The 20,335-nt window shown below is 40.7% G+C and carries 16 protein-coding genes; 10 read left to right on the top strand and 6 right to left on the bottom strand.

Going from position 1 to position 20,335, the window contains the following annotated elements; genetic code table 11:
* The first annotated feature begins 186 nt into the window (after window positions 1–186).
* The 3 genes from ACESMA_RS19690 (at window position 187) to ACESMA_RS19680 (ending at window position 5,479) form a co-directional block, all read left to right on the top strand.
* Window positions 187–3,513, top strand: coding sequence for a hemopexin repeat-containing protein (locus tag ACESMA_RS19690; RefSeq protein WP_372950584.1), 3,327 nt, complete (start codon window positions 187–189; stop codon window positions 3,511–3,513).
* A gap of 197 nt (window positions 3,514–3,710) precedes the next feature.
* The gene (locus ACESMA_RS19685) at window positions 3,711–4,055 is read left to right on the top strand and encodes a hypothetical protein (protein WP_372950583.1); all 345 of its coding nucleotides are present in this window, start codon (window positions 3,711–3,713) and stop codon (window positions 4,053–4,055) included.
* A gap of 77 nt (window positions 4,056–4,132) precedes the next feature.
* Entirely contained in the window at window positions 4,133–5,479 is a 1,347-nt protein-coding gene (locus ACESMA_RS19680; protein WP_372950582.1) for an ATP-grasp domain-containing protein, read from the top strand.
* Between the two features lie 70 nt (window positions 5,480–5,549).
* Here ACESMA_RS19680 and ACESMA_RS19675 read toward each other — a convergent pair whose 3' ends face one another.
* The 5 genes from ACESMA_RS19675 to ACESMA_RS19655 form a co-directional block, all read right to left on the bottom strand.
* Window positions 5,550–6,329, bottom strand: coding sequence for a LytR/AlgR family response regulator transcription factor (locus ACESMA_RS19675; protein ID WP_372950581.1), 780 nt, complete (start codon window positions 6,327–6,329; stop codon window positions 5,550–5,552).
* Window positions 6,326–7,387, bottom strand: a complete 1,062-nt coding sequence (locus ACESMA_RS19670; RefSeq protein ID WP_372950580.1) for a sensor histidine kinase — start codon at window positions 7,385–7,387, stop codon at window positions 6,326–6,328. The genes ACESMA_RS19675 and ACESMA_RS19670 overlap by 4 nt, the downstream gene beginning before the upstream one ends.
* A gap of 201 nt (window positions 7,388–7,588) precedes the next feature.
* Entirely contained in the window at window positions 7,589–9,013 is a 1,425-nt protein-coding gene (locus ACESMA_RS19665; RefSeq protein WP_372950579.1) for a TolC family protein, read from the bottom strand.
* The gene (locus ACESMA_RS19660) at window positions 9,010–12,147 is read right to left on the bottom strand and encodes an efflux RND transporter permease subunit (RefSeq protein WP_372950578.1); all 3,138 of its coding nucleotides are present in this window, start codon (window positions 12,145–12,147) and stop codon (window positions 9,010–9,012) included. The genes ACESMA_RS19665 and ACESMA_RS19660 overlap by 4 nt, the downstream gene beginning before the upstream one ends.
* 14 nt (window positions 12,148–12,161) lie before the next feature.
* Window positions 12,162–13,229, bottom strand: a complete 1,068-nt coding sequence (locus tag ACESMA_RS19655) for an efflux RND transporter periplasmic adaptor subunit (protein ID WP_372950577.1) — start codon at window positions 13,227–13,229, stop codon at window positions 12,162–12,164.
* Window positions 13,230–13,548: 319 nt separating this feature from the next.
* Here ACESMA_RS19655 and ACESMA_RS19650 point away from each other — a divergent pair, with 319 nt between their 5' ends.
* The 5 genes from ACESMA_RS19650 (at window position 13,549) to ACESMA_RS19630 (ending at window position 17,524) form a co-directional block, all read left to right on the top strand.
* A complete protein-coding gene (locus ACESMA_RS19650; protein ID WP_372950576.1) occupies window positions 13,549–13,836 on the top strand; it encodes a hypothetical protein in 288 nt (95 codons plus the stop codon).
* Between the two features lie 156 nt (window positions 13,837–13,992).
* Window positions 13,993–14,784: a hypothetical protein gene (locus ACESMA_RS19645; RefSeq protein WP_372950575.1), complete on the top strand. Its 792-nt coding sequence runs from the start codon at window positions 13,993–13,995 to the stop codon at window positions 14,782–14,784.
* A gap of 10 nt (window positions 14,785–14,794) precedes the next feature.
* Complete coding sequence (locus ACESMA_RS19640; protein WP_372950574.1) at window positions 14,795–15,499, top strand: hypothetical protein; 705 nt, start codon at window positions 14,795–14,797, stop codon at window positions 15,497–15,499.
* 218 nt (window positions 15,500–15,717) lie between these two features.
* The gene (locus ACESMA_RS19635) at window positions 15,718–16,296 is read left to right on the top strand and encodes a hypothetical protein (RefSeq protein WP_372950573.1); all 579 of its coding nucleotides are present in this window, start codon (window positions 15,718–15,720) and stop codon (window positions 16,294–16,296) included.
* Window positions 16,297–16,462: 166 nt separating this feature from the next.
* A complete protein-coding gene (locus tag ACESMA_RS19630; protein WP_372950572.1) occupies window positions 16,463–17,524 on the top strand; it encodes a hypothetical protein in 1,062 nt (353 codons plus the stop codon).
* 383 nt (window positions 17,525–17,907) lie between these two features.
* Here ACESMA_RS19630 and ACESMA_RS19625 read toward each other — a convergent pair whose 3' ends face one another.
* Window positions 17,908–18,696, bottom strand: a complete 789-nt coding sequence (locus ACESMA_RS19625; RefSeq protein WP_372950571.1) for a DUF1080 domain-containing protein — start codon at window positions 18,694–18,696, stop codon at window positions 17,908–17,910.
* A gap of 363 nt (window positions 18,697–19,059) precedes the next feature.
* Here ACESMA_RS19625 and ACESMA_RS19620 point away from each other — a divergent pair, with 363 nt between their 5' ends.
* Together ACESMA_RS19620 and ACESMA_RS19615 are read left to right on the top strand one after the other, a co-directional pair.
* Window positions 19,060–19,662, top strand: coding sequence for a TetR/AcrR family transcriptional regulator (locus ACESMA_RS19620; protein ID WP_372950570.1), 603 nt, complete (start codon window positions 19,060–19,062; stop codon window positions 19,660–19,662).
* A gap of 61 nt (window positions 19,663–19,723) precedes the next feature.
* Window positions 19,724–20,335 (top strand): TolC family protein (locus tag ACESMA_RS19615; protein ID WP_372950569.1); only part of this gene is annotated, 612 nt, incomplete at its 3' end.

Here is a 20,335-nt window from a genome sequence, read left to right as displayed (position 1 = left end):
TTGACTGGAGTTAAACCAAATTGGCCACGATAAAATAGCTTTTGTCTTATAGCCGAAGTAAAAATCGGCTCAAAAAAATCAATTTGGATTTTTAAGTATAATGTATCAGGTACAATACTTTTTATTGGTGTAATAACCGATTCTAAATGGATTTCTGTTAGAACTTTAACTATTAAATCATTAATTATGCCCGAAAAAAATGTTTTATCCACTGGCCCTATGGAAGGGGAACTGGTAGTAATTTTCAAACCAGGTGCTGAAATAACAGCAACGAAGAAAACTGTCCGATCATCTAAAAGGTTGAATGTATCTTCACTGAACAAAACGTTAAAACAGTTCAAAGTTGAAATTTCTCCTGTTTTTCATCCGAAAAGGAGTGTGGCATCCATGTCGCGCACTATGAAAGCAGAGTTGAAAAAATCTGCTGTAATCCCGCAAACCATTTTTTCATTACACAGTACCCAAAATATTGAAACGCTTCGGCAGGAATTTCTCAGGGATTCTAAAGTTGAAGCAGCTTACATAAAACCTTTTGCCGAGGACCCCAGCATTAACTGGGGTTCGCCTGATTTTTCCGGAAACCAGGGTTATCTGGATGCAGCACCGGGCGGAGTTGATGCCCGTTTTGCATGGAATCTGGTTGGTGGAAAAGGTGATGCAGTTTCTATTACAGACGTGGAGCAGGGATTTAATTTTTCTCATGAGGATTTACGAACAAAAATCAGTGGGTTAATTGGGGGAAACAATGTTTTTACCTCCCAAAACCATGGTACGGCTGTATTGGGCGTGCTTGGTGCGGCAGAGAACAGTTTTGGCATGACAGGCATTTCGCCTCAATCCAAAATTGTGGCTATTTCACACAATGGTCTGGGAACGTCGCAGGCCATTATTAATGCAGCCGACAAATGTAAGGCCGGTGATATCATTCTCCTGGAAGTTCACCGACCCGGCCCGTCTTATGATTTTAAAGCCCCTGCCGGACAGCGGGGTTTTATTGCTATTGAATGGTGGCCCGATGATTTTGCTGCCATTAGATATGCCGTATTAAAAGGAATTCTGGTGGTTGAAGCGGCAGGTAACGGAACTGAAGACTTCGACAAAGAGATTTATAACCAGCGCCCCAGTGGATTTCCGTCCGGTTGGAAAAACCCGTTTAATCCGGCTAATCCGCAATCGGGAGCAGTTATTGTTGGGGCAGGTGCTTCGCCTTCTTCTGCGGACCGGACCATTCTCGGATTTTCCAATTGGGGGCGCCGGGTAGATGCACAAGGTTGGGGACATAATGTGGCTACCCTCGGGTATGGCGGTGCTCAAAATGATAAGTACGTCAGTATCAATCCAAATAATAACTGGACAGTCGAGAGTGGTTTCCCCAAAAACCTCAGCGATATTGGTCCTGGAATGAAATCAGGTATAGATGCAGCATTGTGGAGCGAAACCAACAATAAGGTCTATTATTTCAGAGGTTCTGAATATTACCGCGTAGATCCCAATAACGGGTGGGCAATTGATGGCGACTATCCCAAAGATATTAAAGGAAACTGGCCGGGATTCCCCGATTCCTTTACAAAAAAAATAGATGCTGCTTTATGGAGTAACACCAATAATAAAATCTATTTCTTTAAAGGAAATCAGTTTATTCGGGTTGATCCGAATAATGCATGGAAAGTAGATCCCGGGTATCCGAAGCCAATAGCCGGAAACTGGCCCGGATTTCCTGCATCTTTCGCAAAAGGAGTAGATGCGGCAATATACAGTTTTAAAAACAACAGAATTTATTTTTTCCGTAATAACCGGTATATCCGTGTTAACCCGGCAAATACCTGGAAAGTTGACCCGGGGTATCCCAAACTTATTTCGTCAAACTGGAGAAATCTACCCCTTGTATTTCGCAGAGGAATTGATGCTGCCATATATGATAAAACCAACGACAAGGTTTATTTTGTAAAATCGCATGATATATTGTACACAAACGGTTTCAGTGGCACATCCAGTGCATCGCCGGTGGTTACCGGGGCTTTGGCCTGTATTCAGGGTCGTCTGAAAGCCAGAGGCAAACCTTTACTTACGGCCACTTCAGCACAAAATTTGTTGCGATCTACCGGTTCGCCCCAGCTCCGGTTAAGTGGTGCCCAGGAGCAGAATAAAATATCTAACTGGAAGGGTTTAAATGCAACTTTTGGCAGTGGAATAGATGCTGCATTATGGAACGGCAAAAGCAACACCATATACTTTTTTAAAGGCAATCAGTATGTCAGAATCAATCCCACAAATAACTGGAATATAGATCCCACATATCCCAAACCTATTGAAGGCAATTGGCCGGGATTTCCGGATTCCTTTAACAATGGGGTGGATGCAGCGCTATGGAGTGACCCCAATAAAAAAGTATATTTTTTTAAAGGAAATCAGTTTATCCGGGTTGATCCTTTTAACGGATGGAATGTTGATCCAGGGTACCCTAAATCGATTTCGGGCAGTTGGCCTGGATTTCCGGCTTCTTTTGCAAGCGGGGTTGATGGCGCTCTTTGGAGCCATACCAACAAAAAGATTTATTTTTTCAAAGGAAACCAATTTATCCGGGTAGATCCGGACAATAACTGGCAGGTGGATGCCGGGTATCCAAAATCCATCACTCCATCGTGGCCAGGATTTCCTTCAGATTTTGCATCAGGAATTGATGCGGCTGTTTGGAGTGGCACCAATTCAAAAATTTACTTTTTTAAAGGTGAAAAATACATCAGATCAGATCCCGGAAACAGTTGGAAGGTTGATCCCGGTTATCCTAATATTATTGCACATCAGCGAATTGGTAACCGTCCTAATCTGAAACAGGTTTTTCAAAACCTTGATATTGCATCAAACTGGCCCGGTTTTCCGCAATCCTTTGGCCAGGGTGTAGATGCTGCATTATGGAGCGAAACCAACAAAAAAGTCTATTTTTTCAAAAACAACCAGTTTATACGGGTCGATCCTTTTAATAACTGGGAAATGGATGCGGGATATCCCAAAACAATCAGCAGCAGTTGGCCTGGTTTCCCAAGTTCTTTCGCTACTGGAGTAAATGCCGCACTTTGGAGTGACCCTAATAAAAAGATTTACTTTTTTAAAGGGAATCAATTTATACGGGTCGATCCGAATAACGGCTGGAAAGTAGATCAGGGTTATCCGAAAACCATTGCAAGCAGTTGGCCTGGATTCCCGTCGAGTTTTGCCAATGGTGTTGATGCTGCACTTTGGAGTGGCACCAATAACAGAATTTATTTTTTCAAAGGAAATAAATACATCCGGGTTAACCCATCCAACGGGTGGAAAGTGGATCCGGGATATCCTAATTTTATTAACGGGAACTGGCGCGGGATACCGGCGTCATTTAAAAGTGGGCTAAGCGCAGTTTTGTGGAATGGGAAAAGTAAAAATGTTTATTTTTTCAAAAACAGTCAGTACCTGAAAATAATTCCATCAAACAACTGGACCATGGAGCCCGGGTATCCAAGAGGAATTATTGTCTGATGTCTAAAGTTAAATTTCAGAAGAGGATTACAGGGAATAGATTAAATCTGTTCCTTGTATCCTTTTCCGTAAAATTCTTTTTTAACAGGTTCATCACGAAAATTTTCATCGTCGTATTTTTTATTATTTCAGAATTTCAACCCGTTGATGGAAAAATTTGTGTGACCCGTAATGAAATTTCATTTAAATTGCAGGATATGGAAAATTTTGATGCATTACAAGCAGACGATACTTCTGAATTGATTGTTCAATTCAGACCAGACAGTGAAATTTTCGTTGATGAGATCGGAAATGTTATTTCTAGGAAAGGTGCCGATACCGGTTTGATAAATGATTTGCTCAAAAAACATCATGCTACAATTAAACCCATAGGAAGTAAATTAACCACCGGCAAAAATAAACCATCCATAGAATTTCCGGATTTTTTTGTGATTAGAGGAAAAGGAAACCTGGAAGCTATACGTCAGAAATTACTTAAAACAGAGATTGTTGATTCAGCATACATTAAACCGCCTGCCGAAGATCCGGAGTTCCAGGAATAAGATCGCAATAGGTTTCAGTGAAATTTGATTTTCGGGAAGATAACTTGTTTACCTCTCTATTAAAATCTGCTTAATTTATGAGTACTTTGCTGCCATGGAACATCGAAACCGAGCTTGTAAAAATATCGCATTTGGGGGTTACCATTGGAAATGAACAAAAGGGAAGAATTATTGCATTGCCAACTTCGGAGGTTTTTCATAATCAGGAACTTATTTCATCCTTTCTCAACGTTTTACCTGCGAACCTCGATAATGGTTTCCAGGCACATTTATACACCACGCCTTCTGATTCGTTGGTTGTTTATCTTCATCGTGTTAACGATTTCCTTATTGAACATGCATTAAACTGCCTTAAAGTTAATGCTGAAATTTGGAGAACTTTAACCGGCATTCAACTGGCAAGTAACAATTTTGTAATTGCCTTTCATCAAAAATCGGTGTCAGCAGCACAAATTCCGCCAGGCATTCATCTCTGCCAGGGATCGTTGTTGCAAGTGGCAATCAACAAGGCAAAGGAAACAGGAAAGGCACTGGTTGCATTTGTTTTTAACGAGCAGTTTTTACAAAAATCAGGAATCAGGTTACCAAAAAACAGTTTAATCCGGGATTATTCAAAAACAACTACCCTGTTGATGGATAAAAACAGCTCGATTAAATTGCTTCAAAAAAATGGCGTGCCCTTACCCGTTACTTATTTTTCACCGGAAATTAAAAAAATGGACAAAACCCTGAAATTTGTATTTAAGCCTTCGGGAGGGGCTGCGGGTTTAGGCGTTTATTTAAACGAAGGCAAGGGGGCTTCGCTGCATGAAATACTTCTGCACATCTGTTATTTGAAAAAAAATCATTTGCTGCCAGATAATTATCAAATCCAGGAATTTTTGCCTGGTCCGGTATATGGTGCGCTGATACTTTTTCGACCAGGAAAACAGCCCGAAATTTTACAAATACATGATCAGGTAATCAACCCAAAAAATAAATTTATTGCCGGTTCCTGGTCGCGAAAAACTCAAAGTCAGAAATATAATGAAGTGGAAAAGCTGGTAAAACAAATTGCAACCATAAAAGAGCTGAAATTTATCGGATTAATGGGTATTGATTTAATTGACGACAAAGTAATTGAAATCAATCCCCGTCTGACTGCTTCCTCTCCAATAAGCCATTTGTTACACCACGAAAATGCGATAAAAGATTTTTTGGGATTGAATTTTGAGATTAAACGCATTGACATTAATACCGGAATTTCCATTCCTCAGGAAATGATTTTAAGCGGACGACTGAAACATACCATTTTCAGAATTTGGAAAGAACACAATGTGTTAATCTTACCTCAGGGTTTAAATCCGGCCGGAAATTCCAGGATACTTTTCATTAACGATTATTCGCAGAATCGGGCACAACAGAAATTTTTAAAAGCTATCTGAAAAAAAAAACACTTTTATACGGTTACAGATTCCGGAAGTTGATTCGAAAATTCAATATATTTTTATTGAATCACTGACCAACCCAATCTTTAAAATCCACTGCTTTTAGCCGGCTCACCACAACTTCGTTTTCAAACATCGGATTGAGGCGCACTTTTAGTTTGCCCCCAAAATAGTTTTCAATTTTTTCGATGGACTGAATATTGACAACCATTTGCCGGTTTACCCGAAAAAAAGTCTCAGGGTCGAGCTGTTCTTCCAATGTCTCAAGTGAAAAATCGATAACGTGGTTTTGCCGGTTAAATGTCACAGCAGTAGTAATGCGGTTTTCACTGAAAAAGTATGCAATGTCTTCAACCGGAAGTTTATAAAAAGCAACTCCTTTGGAAACCAGAAACCGCTTGCGGTATTTTTTTTCACCACGGCGGATAGCTTCCAGAATTTCCGAATAATCCTGATTAATATTCTTTTCACCGGCCAGCTTTTTGAAATTTTCAAATTTTTCAATGGCTGCTTCCAAATCTTTCTCTTTGAAGGGTTTCAGCAGGTAATCGATGCTATTCACTTTGAATGCCTGAATAGCGTAGTTGTCGTAGGCTGTGGTAAATATCACCATGCTTTTTACCTCCACCTGGTTGAAAATGGAAAAACAAAGTCCATCGGCCAGTTGAATATCCATAAAAAAGAGGTCGGGATGAGGATTTTCGCGCAACCAGTCAACGCTGGTTTTAACACTTTCAAAACGATTCACAACCTGCCAGTCGGGTCGCAGTTTATTTATCATTCCTTCCAGCAGGCGAAGATTATAGGTCTCGTCTTCAATCAATACTATTTTTACTTTTCGGTTCATAACAATGGAATTTCCACCTCAAATTTTTCTTTACCCGGTCTCACTTTCACCGGTCTGTCTGTTAGCAAAGCATAACGCTGAGAAAGGTTTTCCAGGCCGGTTTTTTCGGAATAAGCAGATTCTTTCAGGTTTACTTTATTGCTGACAATGAGCTTTTCACCGTCTGACTGAATTTGAATAATCAGTGGATTTTCTTTCAGAGCTATGTTGTGTTTTATGGCATTTTCAACCAGCAATTGCATGGCCAGCGGGGGAATCTCCTTTTTCAGCGCTGATTCATCAATTTCTGTTTTTACTTTGAATGAGTCACCCATTCGTTCTTTATGAATTTCAACATAAGCTTCCAGAAATTCCAGTTCCTCCGACAATTTTACCGTTTCTTTGTCTTTGCTTTGAAGCACATAGCGATATACATCAGTAAAATTTTGGGTGAAATGAATGGCAGAATCAGGGTCGAAGGTTATCATCGATTTTAGTACACTCAAGTTGTTAAATAAAAAGTGCGGATTTAGCTGTGCCTGCAAAGAGTTGTAGTCGCTTTTCAGCTTCAGGCTTTTTAGCTCCTCCAGTTGTCGTACAGAATAAATCCACTTTTCAATAATACGCAGTGAAACTGAAAAAACAGTGATAATGAAAATGAAGATCAGTCCGAGGAGCATCATCAGTTGCACAATGGGATGGGAAAAGAACAACGCTTCCTTTACAATGACGGAAAAATAAAACACAACGGCCACTGCAATGAGCAAACTGACAACGAAATGCAACACGACGCGCAAGCTTATTTTTTCCGGAATGGGAAGGAAGCGTTCGGCCAGGTGGTCAAAAAACACATTACTTTCGCTGATAATATTGAAAATGAGTACCACCTGAAAGTATTCCAGTGCCGTAACCCGGATGCCGGGATCACCTGTAATTTTCATAGCCAGAAAAAAGAACAGCAATCCCACACCGCTTACCAGAGCCACCCTGATGAGAAAACTTGGCAGGGTATAAGCCGAAAGCCGGCTCAAAAAGTGGAGTTCGGTGTTTTTCATTCCTATGTTTGTTGCTTTTCCCAAAGGTACTTTTTTTTGTTGAGCTGGTGACCCTCAGTTACCTGCTCAATAATTTGTTGTTATTTCCCTGCAGTATTTTTTTATTGTGACGAAATTTTTCGAATAAAATCAATCCCCCTTAAATTCCCCCTTCGCCAAGCTCCGAAGGAATTCCTACGGAAGGGGACTCGCTCCGATGAATTGCATTTACTTAATAAGAGCATTTCAGTCAGCAGGTGAAATAGCCAAATTCCCGGTGGCTTTCAGCCAGGCGGTTTCTTTCATTTTGAAATCGGTTTTGGAATCGATGAGTTCGCTGAAGGCCTTCTGCCACTGGGTTTGCGCAATCAGGTATTCGGTGATAGTTTCCATGCCCACCTCGTAATTGTCGCGGGTTACCCGCAGGTTTTCTTCGGCTTGCTCCAGTGCAGTTTCATTTAGCTGAATGCGCTCCCAGGCCAGTTGCAGGTTCAGCCGGGCCTGCTCGGTTTCCAGTTGCAGCAACTGTTTGTTCTTCTCCAGCTCAAGCTCCTGAATTTCCTTGTCAATTTGGGCAGCATTGATTTTTTTCACACCCTCGCCCCAGTGAAAAATGGGAATTTTTACCGAAGCCAGCACATTCAGACTGGTGTTTGAAAAATCGGTTCCGCCAAAATCAATTCCTCCGATGTGGTTGTATCCCGCCTGAATACCTGCGGTTGGCAGAAAATCGGCTTTGGTCATTCTAATTTGTTGCTCCTGTAATTCAATGTTCTTTTGCAGCAGCTGGTACTCCGGACGTTGGTTCACCGTTTCATTTTCTGCTGCCAAATCCAGCGGTTGGTTTACCGAAACGGTTGTATCAACCGCAGTAATTGCTGTACCAAACGGCAGTCCGGTTACACGGCACAAATCCATGCGACTGAGTTCGAGGCCGTTTTGTGCTTTTTGCAAATTGAGTTTTACGTTGGTGTATTCCACCTGCGCTTTCAGTAAATCATTGCGGCTCGACATTCCCACCTCGTGCGCGTCGCGGGCTTTTTCCACCAGCTCTTCCAGCATGTCCACCGCCTGTTGCGCGAGTTGCACTTTTTGGGTTACCGAAATGTAGGTCCAGTAAGCATTGTCGGCTTCGGCAATGGTGTTCATCTGCTGCAGCGTTTTGTTTTCGCCAGCCATTTCAATGCCGATATCGGCCATTTTGTTGCCGGCACTGATTTTCCCTCCGGTAAAAACGGGTTGCTCCAATGCAATTCCTGCCAGGTAAGCCCCGCTCAGGCTAACATTCAGCGGCAGCCAGGCATACATATTGAAAACCGGATTACCGTCGGGTCCAATCACCGGTTCGCCCGTTTCAGGGTTCATCATAATGTTGGGTTCCAGTTCGCCGGTCATCGGATTAGGTTTTTGAGTGGGCAAAGTCAGCTCCATCTCAAAATCTTTATCCTGATAAATGCCCATACCGGTTGCCGAAAGCGAAGGCAAGCGCAATGTGCGGGCAGCAGCTTTTTGTGCTTCAGCTTTCTCAATTTGTTTTGCAGCAACTTTCAGGTTCTCGTTTTTCCGAAGCGCCATTTCCCGGGCCTGCTGCAAAGTCATTTGTTCCTGGCTTATTCCCGGCAACCAGGAAATCAGAAAAATAATAAGTGTTATATATTTAATTGTCTTCATGATGATAATTCTGTTGTATCAGGTTCTTTAATTCGTTTCACACCGTAAAATGCCGCGTACAAAATGGGCACAAAAATCAGGGTAATGAGTGTGCCCACCAGCAAACCACTAATAATTGCCACCGCCATACTGGCGTACATTGGGTCGCCCAACAGCGGAATCATTCCCAGAATAGTGGTAAACGAGGCCAGCAACACCGGGCGGGTACGCGAAATGGTGGCATTGATAAGTGCGTGGTACTTTTCAACTCCATCGGCAATGAGCGTTTCAGCTTCATCGAGCAGTACAATGGCATTTTTTACAATCATCCCCATCAAACCAAAAGAACCGATAATGGCCATAAACGTGAAGGGCTGGCCTGCCAGAATCATTCCGGGAACAATGCCGATAAATGCCATAGGAATGCAACTCAGTACAATCAGCGGTTTTCTGAAATCATTGAAAAGTAAAATAAGTGTGAGGATGATAAGCATAATGGAAATGGGCAGGTAACTGAAAATGTTGCGCAATGCATCGCCCTGCAGTTCATGCTCGCCTACCCAAACTGCTTTGTAACCGTCGGGAAGCGGAATGTTTTCAATATCATCCAGCATGGTTTTGCGCACCAGTGCCGGACTGTATTCCTCCAGTGGTTCGCACTGAACCTGGATAGCACGCTGGCCGTTTACCCGGCGAACCACCTGTTCCCGCCAGTCGAGGTCAACGCCCTGTGTTACGGCGCTCAACGGAACAGGACTAACCAATTCGCCGGTCAGTTCATCCACCGATTTTATTCCGGTCATTAACTCCTGTGCCGTACTTTCATCCACCCCCGAAAGGTTTGGCATCATGCTCCACACCGGAATATCTTCCAGGTTTTCAATTCGTGAACCGTTGTTATTGCGCAATTTCATAACAATGCCGACGCGGGTCTGGCCTTCGAAATATTCGCCAATGGGCAGCCCTTCGGTGGCGGCCAGAATTGCATTGCTCACATCGGAGCGGGAAGCTCCCGCCCTTCTTGCCGATTGTTGTGCATACTTTGCAGTAAGCGCCTGTCCCATCGGTTCCCAGTCATCCTCAATGGTGTAGGGGTCGGCATACGGATTGTTTCTGAAAACTTCTTGTGCCTGACTACTTAAATCGCGCAGCACTGCCGGGTCGGGACCGGTAAATTCCACTTCCACCGTGTGCGATGCTTTAATGGAGAGGTTGTATTTTCTGATTCGTGAGCGGGCATCCGGATAGTTGTCGTGCAGGTATTCGCTTAGCATTGGCTTCATGCGGTTCATGGTTTCATAATCCTCGAAATCCACAATCAACTCGCCATAGGTATCGGCCGCTTCGCCCATGGGCCGCACCAGACAGTAGCGTGTGGGTGTTTGCCCGTGACTGGAAACTACTTTTTTTATCTCGTCGAGCGACAAAAGGTGTTGGGTAATTTCATACAAATCGTCCTGTACCTTTTGCGGACCGGTACCTGCCGGAAGCCTGTATTCGATGTAAACCTGGTTGTAGTTGAAATCGGGGAAAAAAGTTTTTTTGATGTTGTTGAAATTGAGCCCTGCCAGCGCCAGCAATAAAACAACAACAATTAAAGTAACGGTTTTGTAATGCAGCAACAAACCCAGCATATTTCTGAATTTCCGGTACCCCCAGCCGTGGTAAAGTTCTTCGCCATCTTTCTTCTTTTTCCGTTTGAGTAATTTTTCAGCAAACAGCGGCACCTGCGTCATGGCCAGTGCCCAGCTGATAAACAGCGAAATGCACAGCACAACAAACAGGTCGCGGGCGTAAGTTCCGGCGGCATCCTGCGACAGATAAACGGGCAGGAAGGCAGCCACAGCAATGAACGTAGCGCCAAACAACGGCCAGGCTGTGCGTGTGGCGGGATGGATGAGCGCTTTCTTTCGTTTCACCCCTTTTTTCAAATCAACCAGAATGCCGTCGATTACCACAATGGCATTGTCAACCAGCATTCCCATGGCCACAATAAATGCTCCCAGCGAGATGCGCTGTAAAGTTCCACCGGCAGCCAGCAGAATGGGAAACGTGGCCAGAATGGTCAGCACCAGGCCTGTGCCGATGATGAAACCGCTGCGGAATCCCATGGAAACCATCAACACCAGAATGACAATCACCACCGAGGCAATCAGGTTTTTCATGAACCCGCTGATGGCGTTGTTTACCAAATCGGGCTGGAAAAACACCTTTTCAAATTCGTAGCCCACCGGAATATTTTGTTGCAGTTCAGCCAGCCGTTTTTCCACGCGCCGGCCCACTTCTACAATGTTTTCGCCCGATTCCATGGAAAGTGAAATGGCAATGGCTTTTTTGTTGTTCAGGTGCATGGTGTTGCGGGGCGGGTCGGGATAAACTTCGTTTATTTCGGCAATATCAGAAAGTTTAAACAGGCTGCCGTCGAGGCCTTTTATCAGCACGTTGGCCACATCATCGGCACTTGCAATTTTTCCGTTTACCGCAACCGGGAGCAGCTTGTTGCCGGTTTGCAGTGAGCCGGGATAAACCATCGAATTTTCGCCGCTCAAAGCTGCCAGTACCTGAAAAGGATAGACGCCAAGCTCACCCATTTTTGAGGGCGTAAAAACAATTTCGGTAACCGGTTCCCGTGCGCCGTAAGTTTCCACGCGGGCAACGCCATCAACCGCAAGCAATTCACGTCTGATAAAACGTGCCATTTCACTCATTTCCTTATACGAATAGCCATCACCGGTCATGGCGTAAAACATGCCGTACACATCGCCAAAATCGTCGTAAACCATCGGAGGTTGCGCACCTGCCGGCAGTTTGGCCACCACTTCATTCATGCGGCGGCGCAGGAAATCCCAGCGTTGTTCAATTTCATCCTGCGGAACGGTTAGCTCCAGCATCACCGACACGATGGAGATATTAGCCATCGATTTCGAGCGGATGGTTTCCACATCGCCAAGCGTATTCAGTTCTTCTTCAATAATATTGGTTACCTGCATTTCCACCTCGTGTGCCGAAGCGCCGGGGTAAAGTGTTACAATCTGCGACTGCATTACCACCAGCTCCGGGTCTTCCAGCTTGCTGATGGAGCGAAAAGCAAGGATGCCGCCTGCCACCATACTAAACAGGATAAACCAGATGATGGCCTTTCTCCGGAAGGTCATTTCAGTTAAATACATTACAAAAGCCCTCCAATATTGGTTTCTGCAACCGGTTCGAGCGGTTCCACCTGTTCATTTTCGTTTAGCTGGTTCACTCCGGCAACAACTATCTGTTCATTCACATCAAGTCCGCCGGAAATTCGGATTCTGCCATCGCCGGTGAGTTGTCCGGTTACCACTTCACGTTTTTGCACTGTGCCGTTTGACTGGTACACCCACACGTAGGTTTTGCCGTTGTCGTTAAACAATGCATTCAAAGGGATGCAGGACTGCGCACCGGCAGGATTTTTCCGAACGATGTTCACCTGAATGTCCATGCCGGGTGCCAGTTTGGGCTGACTGGCCGGATTAATGCGCAGTTGCACTTTATACAACTGGTTATTGCTGGCTTTTCGGCTGTAGCTCAGCAACTGAAGCGGAAATTCCTCAGCAGTAACTGCCGGTTGCAGGCCCGAAAAGGAGATGATGTTTTCCCGCTGCACATAAAGCGACACCGGAATTTCCACTTCCACCTGGTAGTGCCCCACATTCACCAGCGAAGCTACCGGCATTCCGGCGTCCACCAGTTCGTTTTCCAGGAAATTGACCTTCTGAATGTATCCCGAAACCGGCGCGGTGAGTTTGGTGTCGCCCATCTGGTCGTTGGCGTGTTTCAGTTGGGCCTCCACCATTTTCAAACCCGACACGGCTTTGTCGTAGTCGTTGCCGGCAATGCTCTGGCGGTTGTGCAGTTCAATTACGCGGTCGGCTTCGGCTTTCACCTGTTCGTACTGCGCCTGTGCAGCCGCCAGTTGCACTTCGTAGTCGCGGGTGTCCATTTGGGCAACCACCTGCCCGGCCTGCACATAATCGCCCTCCTTCACCAGAATTTTCTGAATGGGGCCTGCCACCCGGAATGCCAGGTTCACCTCGGCGGCTTCCTTAATTATTCCTGAGTATTGTTTTACCTGTAACGAATCGGACTGTTGAACCGGTTCAATTTTTACTTTTCGGATGATTTCGGTTTGCCCGTTGTTGTTGCCGGCACAACCGGCCAGCAAAACCAGGACGAATAGCATAAATACATTGTTTATCAAATGTTTCATAGCTAAATATGTGTTAATCTTTAAGCTGATTTCTGAAAAAACAGCCGAAAGGTAAGGGCTACGGGTGTTTTGTGCCAGAAAAAATTTACTGAAGTGATGAAATTGGGGGGTGAAATGGAATTGGATTTTTTTTAGTAACCTATAATAAATAGCAAACGAGTAAATTTTGTATTTCAATTTAGTTTGAAAAAACACAGAAAATTTTAAAGTTAAAGCTATAATAATTGAAAAAATATTATAGAATTTCTGTATGAATTTGGAATTCAATTTATTATGAGTTAATTTTGAACAGAAAATCGAATAGTAAAAAAATGAAATTATGGAAACAAATGAAATTATTTCAAAAATCAAGGAGTGCATTAAAAATGCTCATAAATTTTCTGAAGGGTTGGGGAAATCTACTTCAATTCACAAAGACTTTTTAATTGATAAGTGTGGTATTCCTTCAACAGAAATTCATATTGCTCTTTTAGAAATGAAAGAAAAAGGTGAAATTGAATTTACTGCAAACGATCCGGTTATTTTGTTGACAGATAATTTTAAAAAAGAGACGTTTGCAAACGACAGTTTTTTGTATATTAACGAGTCTATTAAGCAAAGCAAATGAATTACAGTTGTTTTCAAGTGGGGATAACTATTCAAAAGTTAGAAAAAGTGATTTGGATGAAAATAAAAATAACAAAAAGTGATTGAAAAATTATCATCACTAAAAATTTTGTAGATATTTAGGAAAGATATGGTTCAATTTTAAAACATATGATTTATGAGTTTAATATTACAATGTAGTTCATTTGTCATTGACAGTAAACATAAAAACCTTATTCAATCTCCTTATTTTGATTTTTCCTGGGAATTGGCAGTAAATAGGTATTTCAAAGACATACTTTTTGTTTGCGAAAATGAAATTGATTTGAATGGTAGGAAGTTCTTTAAGACTCTTATATTCAATAATTATAGAAAAAAAACACACATAATTAATCGAACATGTTCACAACATCTTATTAATAAAAATTATGCGGATAAAAAAATTATAAATAGAGCTCCTTTCTTTTATTTATTTAATATTCCATTCCCTAATATAAAATATGAAGTAGAAAATTCAAGTCTTTCCCATGAAGATCGATATAATATATTGATATCAAAATTTCGTCATAAGACATATCAAAATATGGAACGATATCATGTTCGCTTGGATATTCCAGATACTTATGATATTAGAGAAAGTCAATTTCGGCCAGTTTTTCAGAAAACTTTCCAAGACATCATTGATCTCTCAGAAAGCTATAAGGTTTATTTAGCAGAATTTCTTAATGTTGAAACAAAACGTATTAATACTGAAAATTTGATAGTACCTTATTATTTACTGAATGCAGATGAGTTGAATAAAATAAATTCTATTCAAAATGAAATTGAAAATAAAATTCACACAGAAATGATGGAGGATGCACAAGAAAAAGAGAATGAAGCTTATGCGAGATGGGAGAGTTCTGCTATAGACGAAATGAATGGGGAGGCATTTGAATTTGACCCTGAAAATTATTGGAATATTGATTAAAAGCATGGTTATGAAAGTCAGATTATTGGCGATGGGATTATTTGAGGATTATAAATCCAACAACTTGACACAACATTATAATTATTTTAGGATAAGAAATTATTATAAAGATACAGTTTACCATTTTAATTTTGAGAAAAAGGTCAATTCTGAATTTAAAATTTCACCTAAGGGAGGTTTTTTCAGTCCATTGAAAGCCGAAACTTTTTTTTATGAAAAAGAACCAGATGTAGAATCTGGTGAATTTATTTCAGTAGTTAAAAGGAAACCTTCTTTCTTTGTCTTCATACTTCCAAATCCAGTATTAGAACGGACTGACTTAAAAACCGGATATAAAATTAATGATATAACATTTAGAGGGCAACCCTTCGAAAGTGCACGATTTCATGATCAATGTTACTTAGACAGTTTAAATAAACATACTCTTACCTCAGATATAACTGGTAAAATTAAAATTATACAGAAACTTCGTGATTTTTCATTTATAAATAACTTCTTGGAAAACAATTGCCATCCGATCTTCATAAAAGACCCTTATGAATTGTTCGTTTTAATCAATGATTATAAATTCTTTGTTGAAAGAACACTTAACCTGAAGATTGGCATCAAATCATTTTCAAAAATTATTATTCCATTTTTTAAGCTTGAAGACCATGAAAAGAGGCAGTTAGCATTAACAAAATCTTATAATTATCCATATGTGGCTGATCTATAACTTTTGTTCAAATTTTAAGAATCAAAAATAAACTTAATCGCTAATAAAGATGGAAATTAGGTTAGTATACATACATTTACAGTGATTTATCGCAATTCATTGCATCTTAGAACCAAGGGTTTCCACATCCTTGATCAATTTTATCTGATATAGGCAATTTTCAGAATTCAAAGCATTAAATCTGCAAAAACTAATTGAGAATAAATTAAGAAAAAACGATGCTTACAAAATCACAAAAAGATAAATTTTCAAGTTTAAGAGTTGAACTCATCGACTTAAATATATTAGCTTGCTTTTATATTAGAAAAATTAATCGACTTGGCTACCTTCTTCAAAATTCAACAAGACATTATTTACTTGAAGAGTTTATTTCGTTAAGGTATATGGAAAATGGACTTATTCTTCACTTAACAAATCTTGACGATAGCAGTTCCAACTTTTCATTCAGAAAAATATTAAAAGAAACAAATAAAACAATTACTAACCAGAAATTGGTTAGACAACTTAATATTAGTTTTGACTCTTTCAGAAAGAATGTAAATCATTTAAAAGTTCAACATAGAATTAAAAGAATTGCGCATTTAAATTTTTCAGAAGACTTAAACTTTGATGAGTTTTTAAATTTTGACAAGATAATTAAACCTCTAATTGCTGAAGCAAATGAAATAGGAGATTTTTTATGGGGAGAGAAAATTGAATATAAATTTAAATTGGGAACTTATGAAGGGGTTTTAAATTTTCGAGAAATATTTGAAACACTTGAGACCAACTTTTATGGACAAAAAGATTTTGTGTAAAAATCTTTCCCACGATGGAGGAATGTGAAAAGGGAAACCTTGTTAAATCACTTTGAAAACAGAAATTGTTCAAAACTTTATTTTGTAAGCACGTAAAAAAAATAGTGAAATTGTTTTGGGGGTTGTATATTTGAGTTCATGATCAAAAAGATTTTAACAAAAAATTATGCCAGAATATATTCAAACCATTCTGAACGCTTTCTCCTCAATGGACATTGAAAAACTTCGCCTCCATTTAAAAGATGAATATTCCTATGAGGAAACCACCAAAACGGTTTTTCTTCGCGAGATAAAAAAGATTTTCAGTCGTTTTAAAAATGCCGGAGATACAGAACTGATTATTTACCAGGGCAAATGTGGCGGGAAAACCTGCCCGAATTGCGGGAAAAAAGGGTACCGGTTTGTGGGCAATCATACTAAAAACTATCTGGACCTGCTTTTTGAAACGGAAGGAGACGAAATAACGGATATAAATAGCTGTGCACTATTTAAAACGGATGAAAAAATTAAAAAACTAAAGTATCCGCTTGAACTTGATGTCAATGAAGATGAAAGGGTTTCATTTGTAAAAACCCCGGAATACCTGGCAAAATTAAATGGGGCAACAACTGCATGGAATGAAATTATTACTTCGCCACCCCGAAAAATGGATTTTCAGGATTTGAGTTACTGGATAGATAAACATGCTGTTGCATACCAATTGATTAAAGATGACGATCCTTTTGACCAACCTATGAAATGGTCGCCGTTTATCTCGCTTTATTCCGATTTGAAAGATATCCGCAATTATCTTTCGCAAAATATGGACGAAATCAGAAACGCGAATGCTGCAATTCAGAATAATCAAACTGAAGAGGAACTTATTGACTGGTTGCTGAAATATGAAGACGTGGGCGACGATGCACCATTATTTATTAAATACGATTTCTTTAAAAATGAAGGGGATTATTACAGGTGGAATTACCAAAACCCCGTTCATTTTAAAGATGATGTTTTTTCGCAGGCCATTCGTTATCACAACTATTACCAGCAGCAGCACAAAAAAATATTGAACAAATTTACCACTTACACCAGCGAAGAAGCATCCATTCAATACAACATGTGTGATTCGAAAGAGGAAACGAAAAAAATTACTTCACTGAGTTTTCATTTGCAGAACAGAAAGGAACTGGAAAACAAGGGAATATTTGTTCCGTTATGGATTGATGAGATGCACAGTGATAATTGACATGTTATAATTTTAATATTCCGGTGCGATGCACCTTTTTGCAACTTTTCTTTTATCTGCGGCAGTTGTAAAGTAATTCTTTACAACTGAATTTTCTTTTAATTCACCTTCTTTCAGTATGTTAGAGATATGTTGACCAATGTTTTGCCTGGAGGTGTCAAAAAGTTCCGCCAGTTGGTTTTGGTTCATCTAAACGCTGCCATTTTTGGCATAAAGCGAAGCCCTCGCTTTCGTAAATTTTCCGACACAAACATCCCGGATTCCAATAGTGGGGACACCTGTCCCCCATTTTTGCTCATCTTGCAATTCGGGGGACAGTGACCCCCGAATTGAATTTGCTAATTGATGATTTAAGATATCTTCTGTTTATGAAAATTATCCCGCTAAAAGTCGGTATTCGGTTCTTCCAGGTTTAATTCCTTAATCCAGATATTCCGATACAAAACTTCGTGGCCTTCTGCCTGAAGTTTAATTCCACCGGGGCGGTCGGTAATGCCTTTTCCTCCGTCGTTTCCACCATCAATCCCGGAATTTGGGCCACCCCAAACCTGGTTAACCGGTACGTTAACATGCACTTTTTTCCCGTTAAAATAAAGGGTCACCAGCGCTTTCTCTGTTCGTTCCCCGTTTTCAAACCGGGCAGCTCTGAACTTAATGTCGTACGCATTCCAGTTCCCCGTTCCATTGTATGCGTGATACGGTGATTCGGTTTCGTTTATCACCGCGCCTATTCCATGTTTTGTGGAATCACCGTCGAGAATCTGAATTTCATATCGGTTTTGTAAATAAACACCGCTGTTGCCGCCGGGCTTTGAAACCAAAAATTCAACATGTAGCCTGAAATCACGGTATTTGTTTTTGGTTACAATATCGGCAGTTCCGTATTTCCCGCCTTCTGCTGCAGGATCATTAGCGCTAACTACTGTGCCATCATCCACGGGATCTTCAACAATCTCCCAACTGATTGGCAATTCAGCAGAAAAACGGGGCCCTTCCCAGTACGTCCATTTCTCATCCAGCATTTCGCGCGATCCGTCAAACAGCAGTTCAGCGCCGGCGGGTGGTTTTGCGTCAATTCCAACCTTTTGCTGTGAACATGAAAGTCCGGTAAAAAAAATTATGGTTGCAGAAATAAAAAGGAATGAATTCAAATTGATAATTTTAGTTTTCATAATACAAGTACTTTTGATTTAGCGGATTAATTTAGTGAAAGTTATTTAAACTATCTTTAATTAAACCTGATTATAATCTTTATAGCTGAAAACCTGGTTATAACTCAAAAAAAGTCCGGTGCAAAAACCATCGGAAGTAAATAATAATTACTTCGCTGGATCTTGCCGGTAATTTATTCTTAGTCTGCCCTTGCATCTGGCGCGTTTTATTCCGGCCAATGATGCTTAAAGCTATTAACCTTACTCTCATCAGTTAATTTCATGTTATGCAATTCTGTTTTCACCGATAAAATCATTCATTTCACAGAAAACTTTCAGCGTGTTTTAAGTTTTCCGCTAACTTAGCGCCCTTAAATTTTTTAGATGGAAATACGCGAAAGAATTATTGAAGAAGCAACAAGCCAGTTTTTGCAGTTTGGCATACGCAATGTGACCATGGATGGAATTGCTGAAGCATTGGGAATGTCGAAACGAACGGTATATGAAGCATTTAAAGATAAATCAGAATTGGTGCACAGTTGCCTCGAAGATTTGAGGGAAAAGCACAAATGCAGAAATGATGAAATTTGCACATCATCGCAAAATGTAATTGAAACTATTTTTTCTTTTATGCAGGAAGGGATTAAAGCCATGAACGCCATTAACCCGGTTTTTTTCCGTGATATGGAAAAACTTTATCCCAAAACCTGGACTGCCATGCGGAAAAACAATGAAAAAGAATCTTTCAATCTTTCCCGGGAATTGTTAAACAAGGGGATTAGAGAAGGACTTTTCAGAACGGAAATTAATATTCCCATAGTGGCTAAGCTTTTTCATGAACAAATGAATTTACTGGCTGACGAAAAAGTTTTTCCGCGGAATGAATATAACTACGCCGAAGTATTTCAAAATCTTACCATAAATTTTATGCGGGGTATTTCTACCAAAAAAGGTATTGAACTGATTGATTCGATGCTGACAAATTAAACAGTTTATGAAACATTTTTTAAAAATGAATACAGATAACAAGAAAATAAAACAATGTGTTATGAGAAGAAAACAGATTCTTATCCTGGTTTTAGGATTATCGTTTTTTGGCAGTGTAAGTGCACAGGAAAAGCTTTCGCTCGACCTGGAAGCCGCCAAAGAGCATGCCCTTAATTATAACCGTACCATTAAAAATTCAGGGCTTGCAATCGACCATTCGCAGGAACAGCTTTGGGCAGCTATTGCCGCCGGGTTACCTCAGTTGAATGCCACAGCCGATTATTCCAATGCCATGGGAGCCGAAATCAGCATTCAATTCGACGAAAACATGCCTGCGTCTAAAATTCCGATTAAACCAACCAGTAACTTTAATCTGCAGGTTGGTCAACTCATTTTTAACGGTGGGTACATTGTTGGAATTCAAACGGCAAAGCTGGCAAAAAAACTCTCTGAAAAAAACATGGTGAAAACGGAACAGGATGTTTTGAGTCAGGTGGTGGAGAGTTACTACCTGGTTTTAATTTCCGAAGAATCGCTGAAAATTCTTGAATCGAACGTTAAAAACCTGGACGAAGTATATAAAAAAACCGAACCGCTGGTGCGCGTTGGCATGATGGAAAAGGTGGAGCTCGATCAGCTTTCGGTGCAGGTGAACTCGCTGAAAAATGCAGTG

This window comes from Mariniphaga sp. (genome assembly GCF_041687215.1).
GTDB lineage: Bacteria > Bacteroidota > Bacteroidia > Bacteroidales > Prolixibacteraceae > Mariniphaga.
The sequence above is the reverse complement of the archived record's forward strand: the minus strand, read 5'-3'. Positions and strand labels throughout refer to the sequence as shown.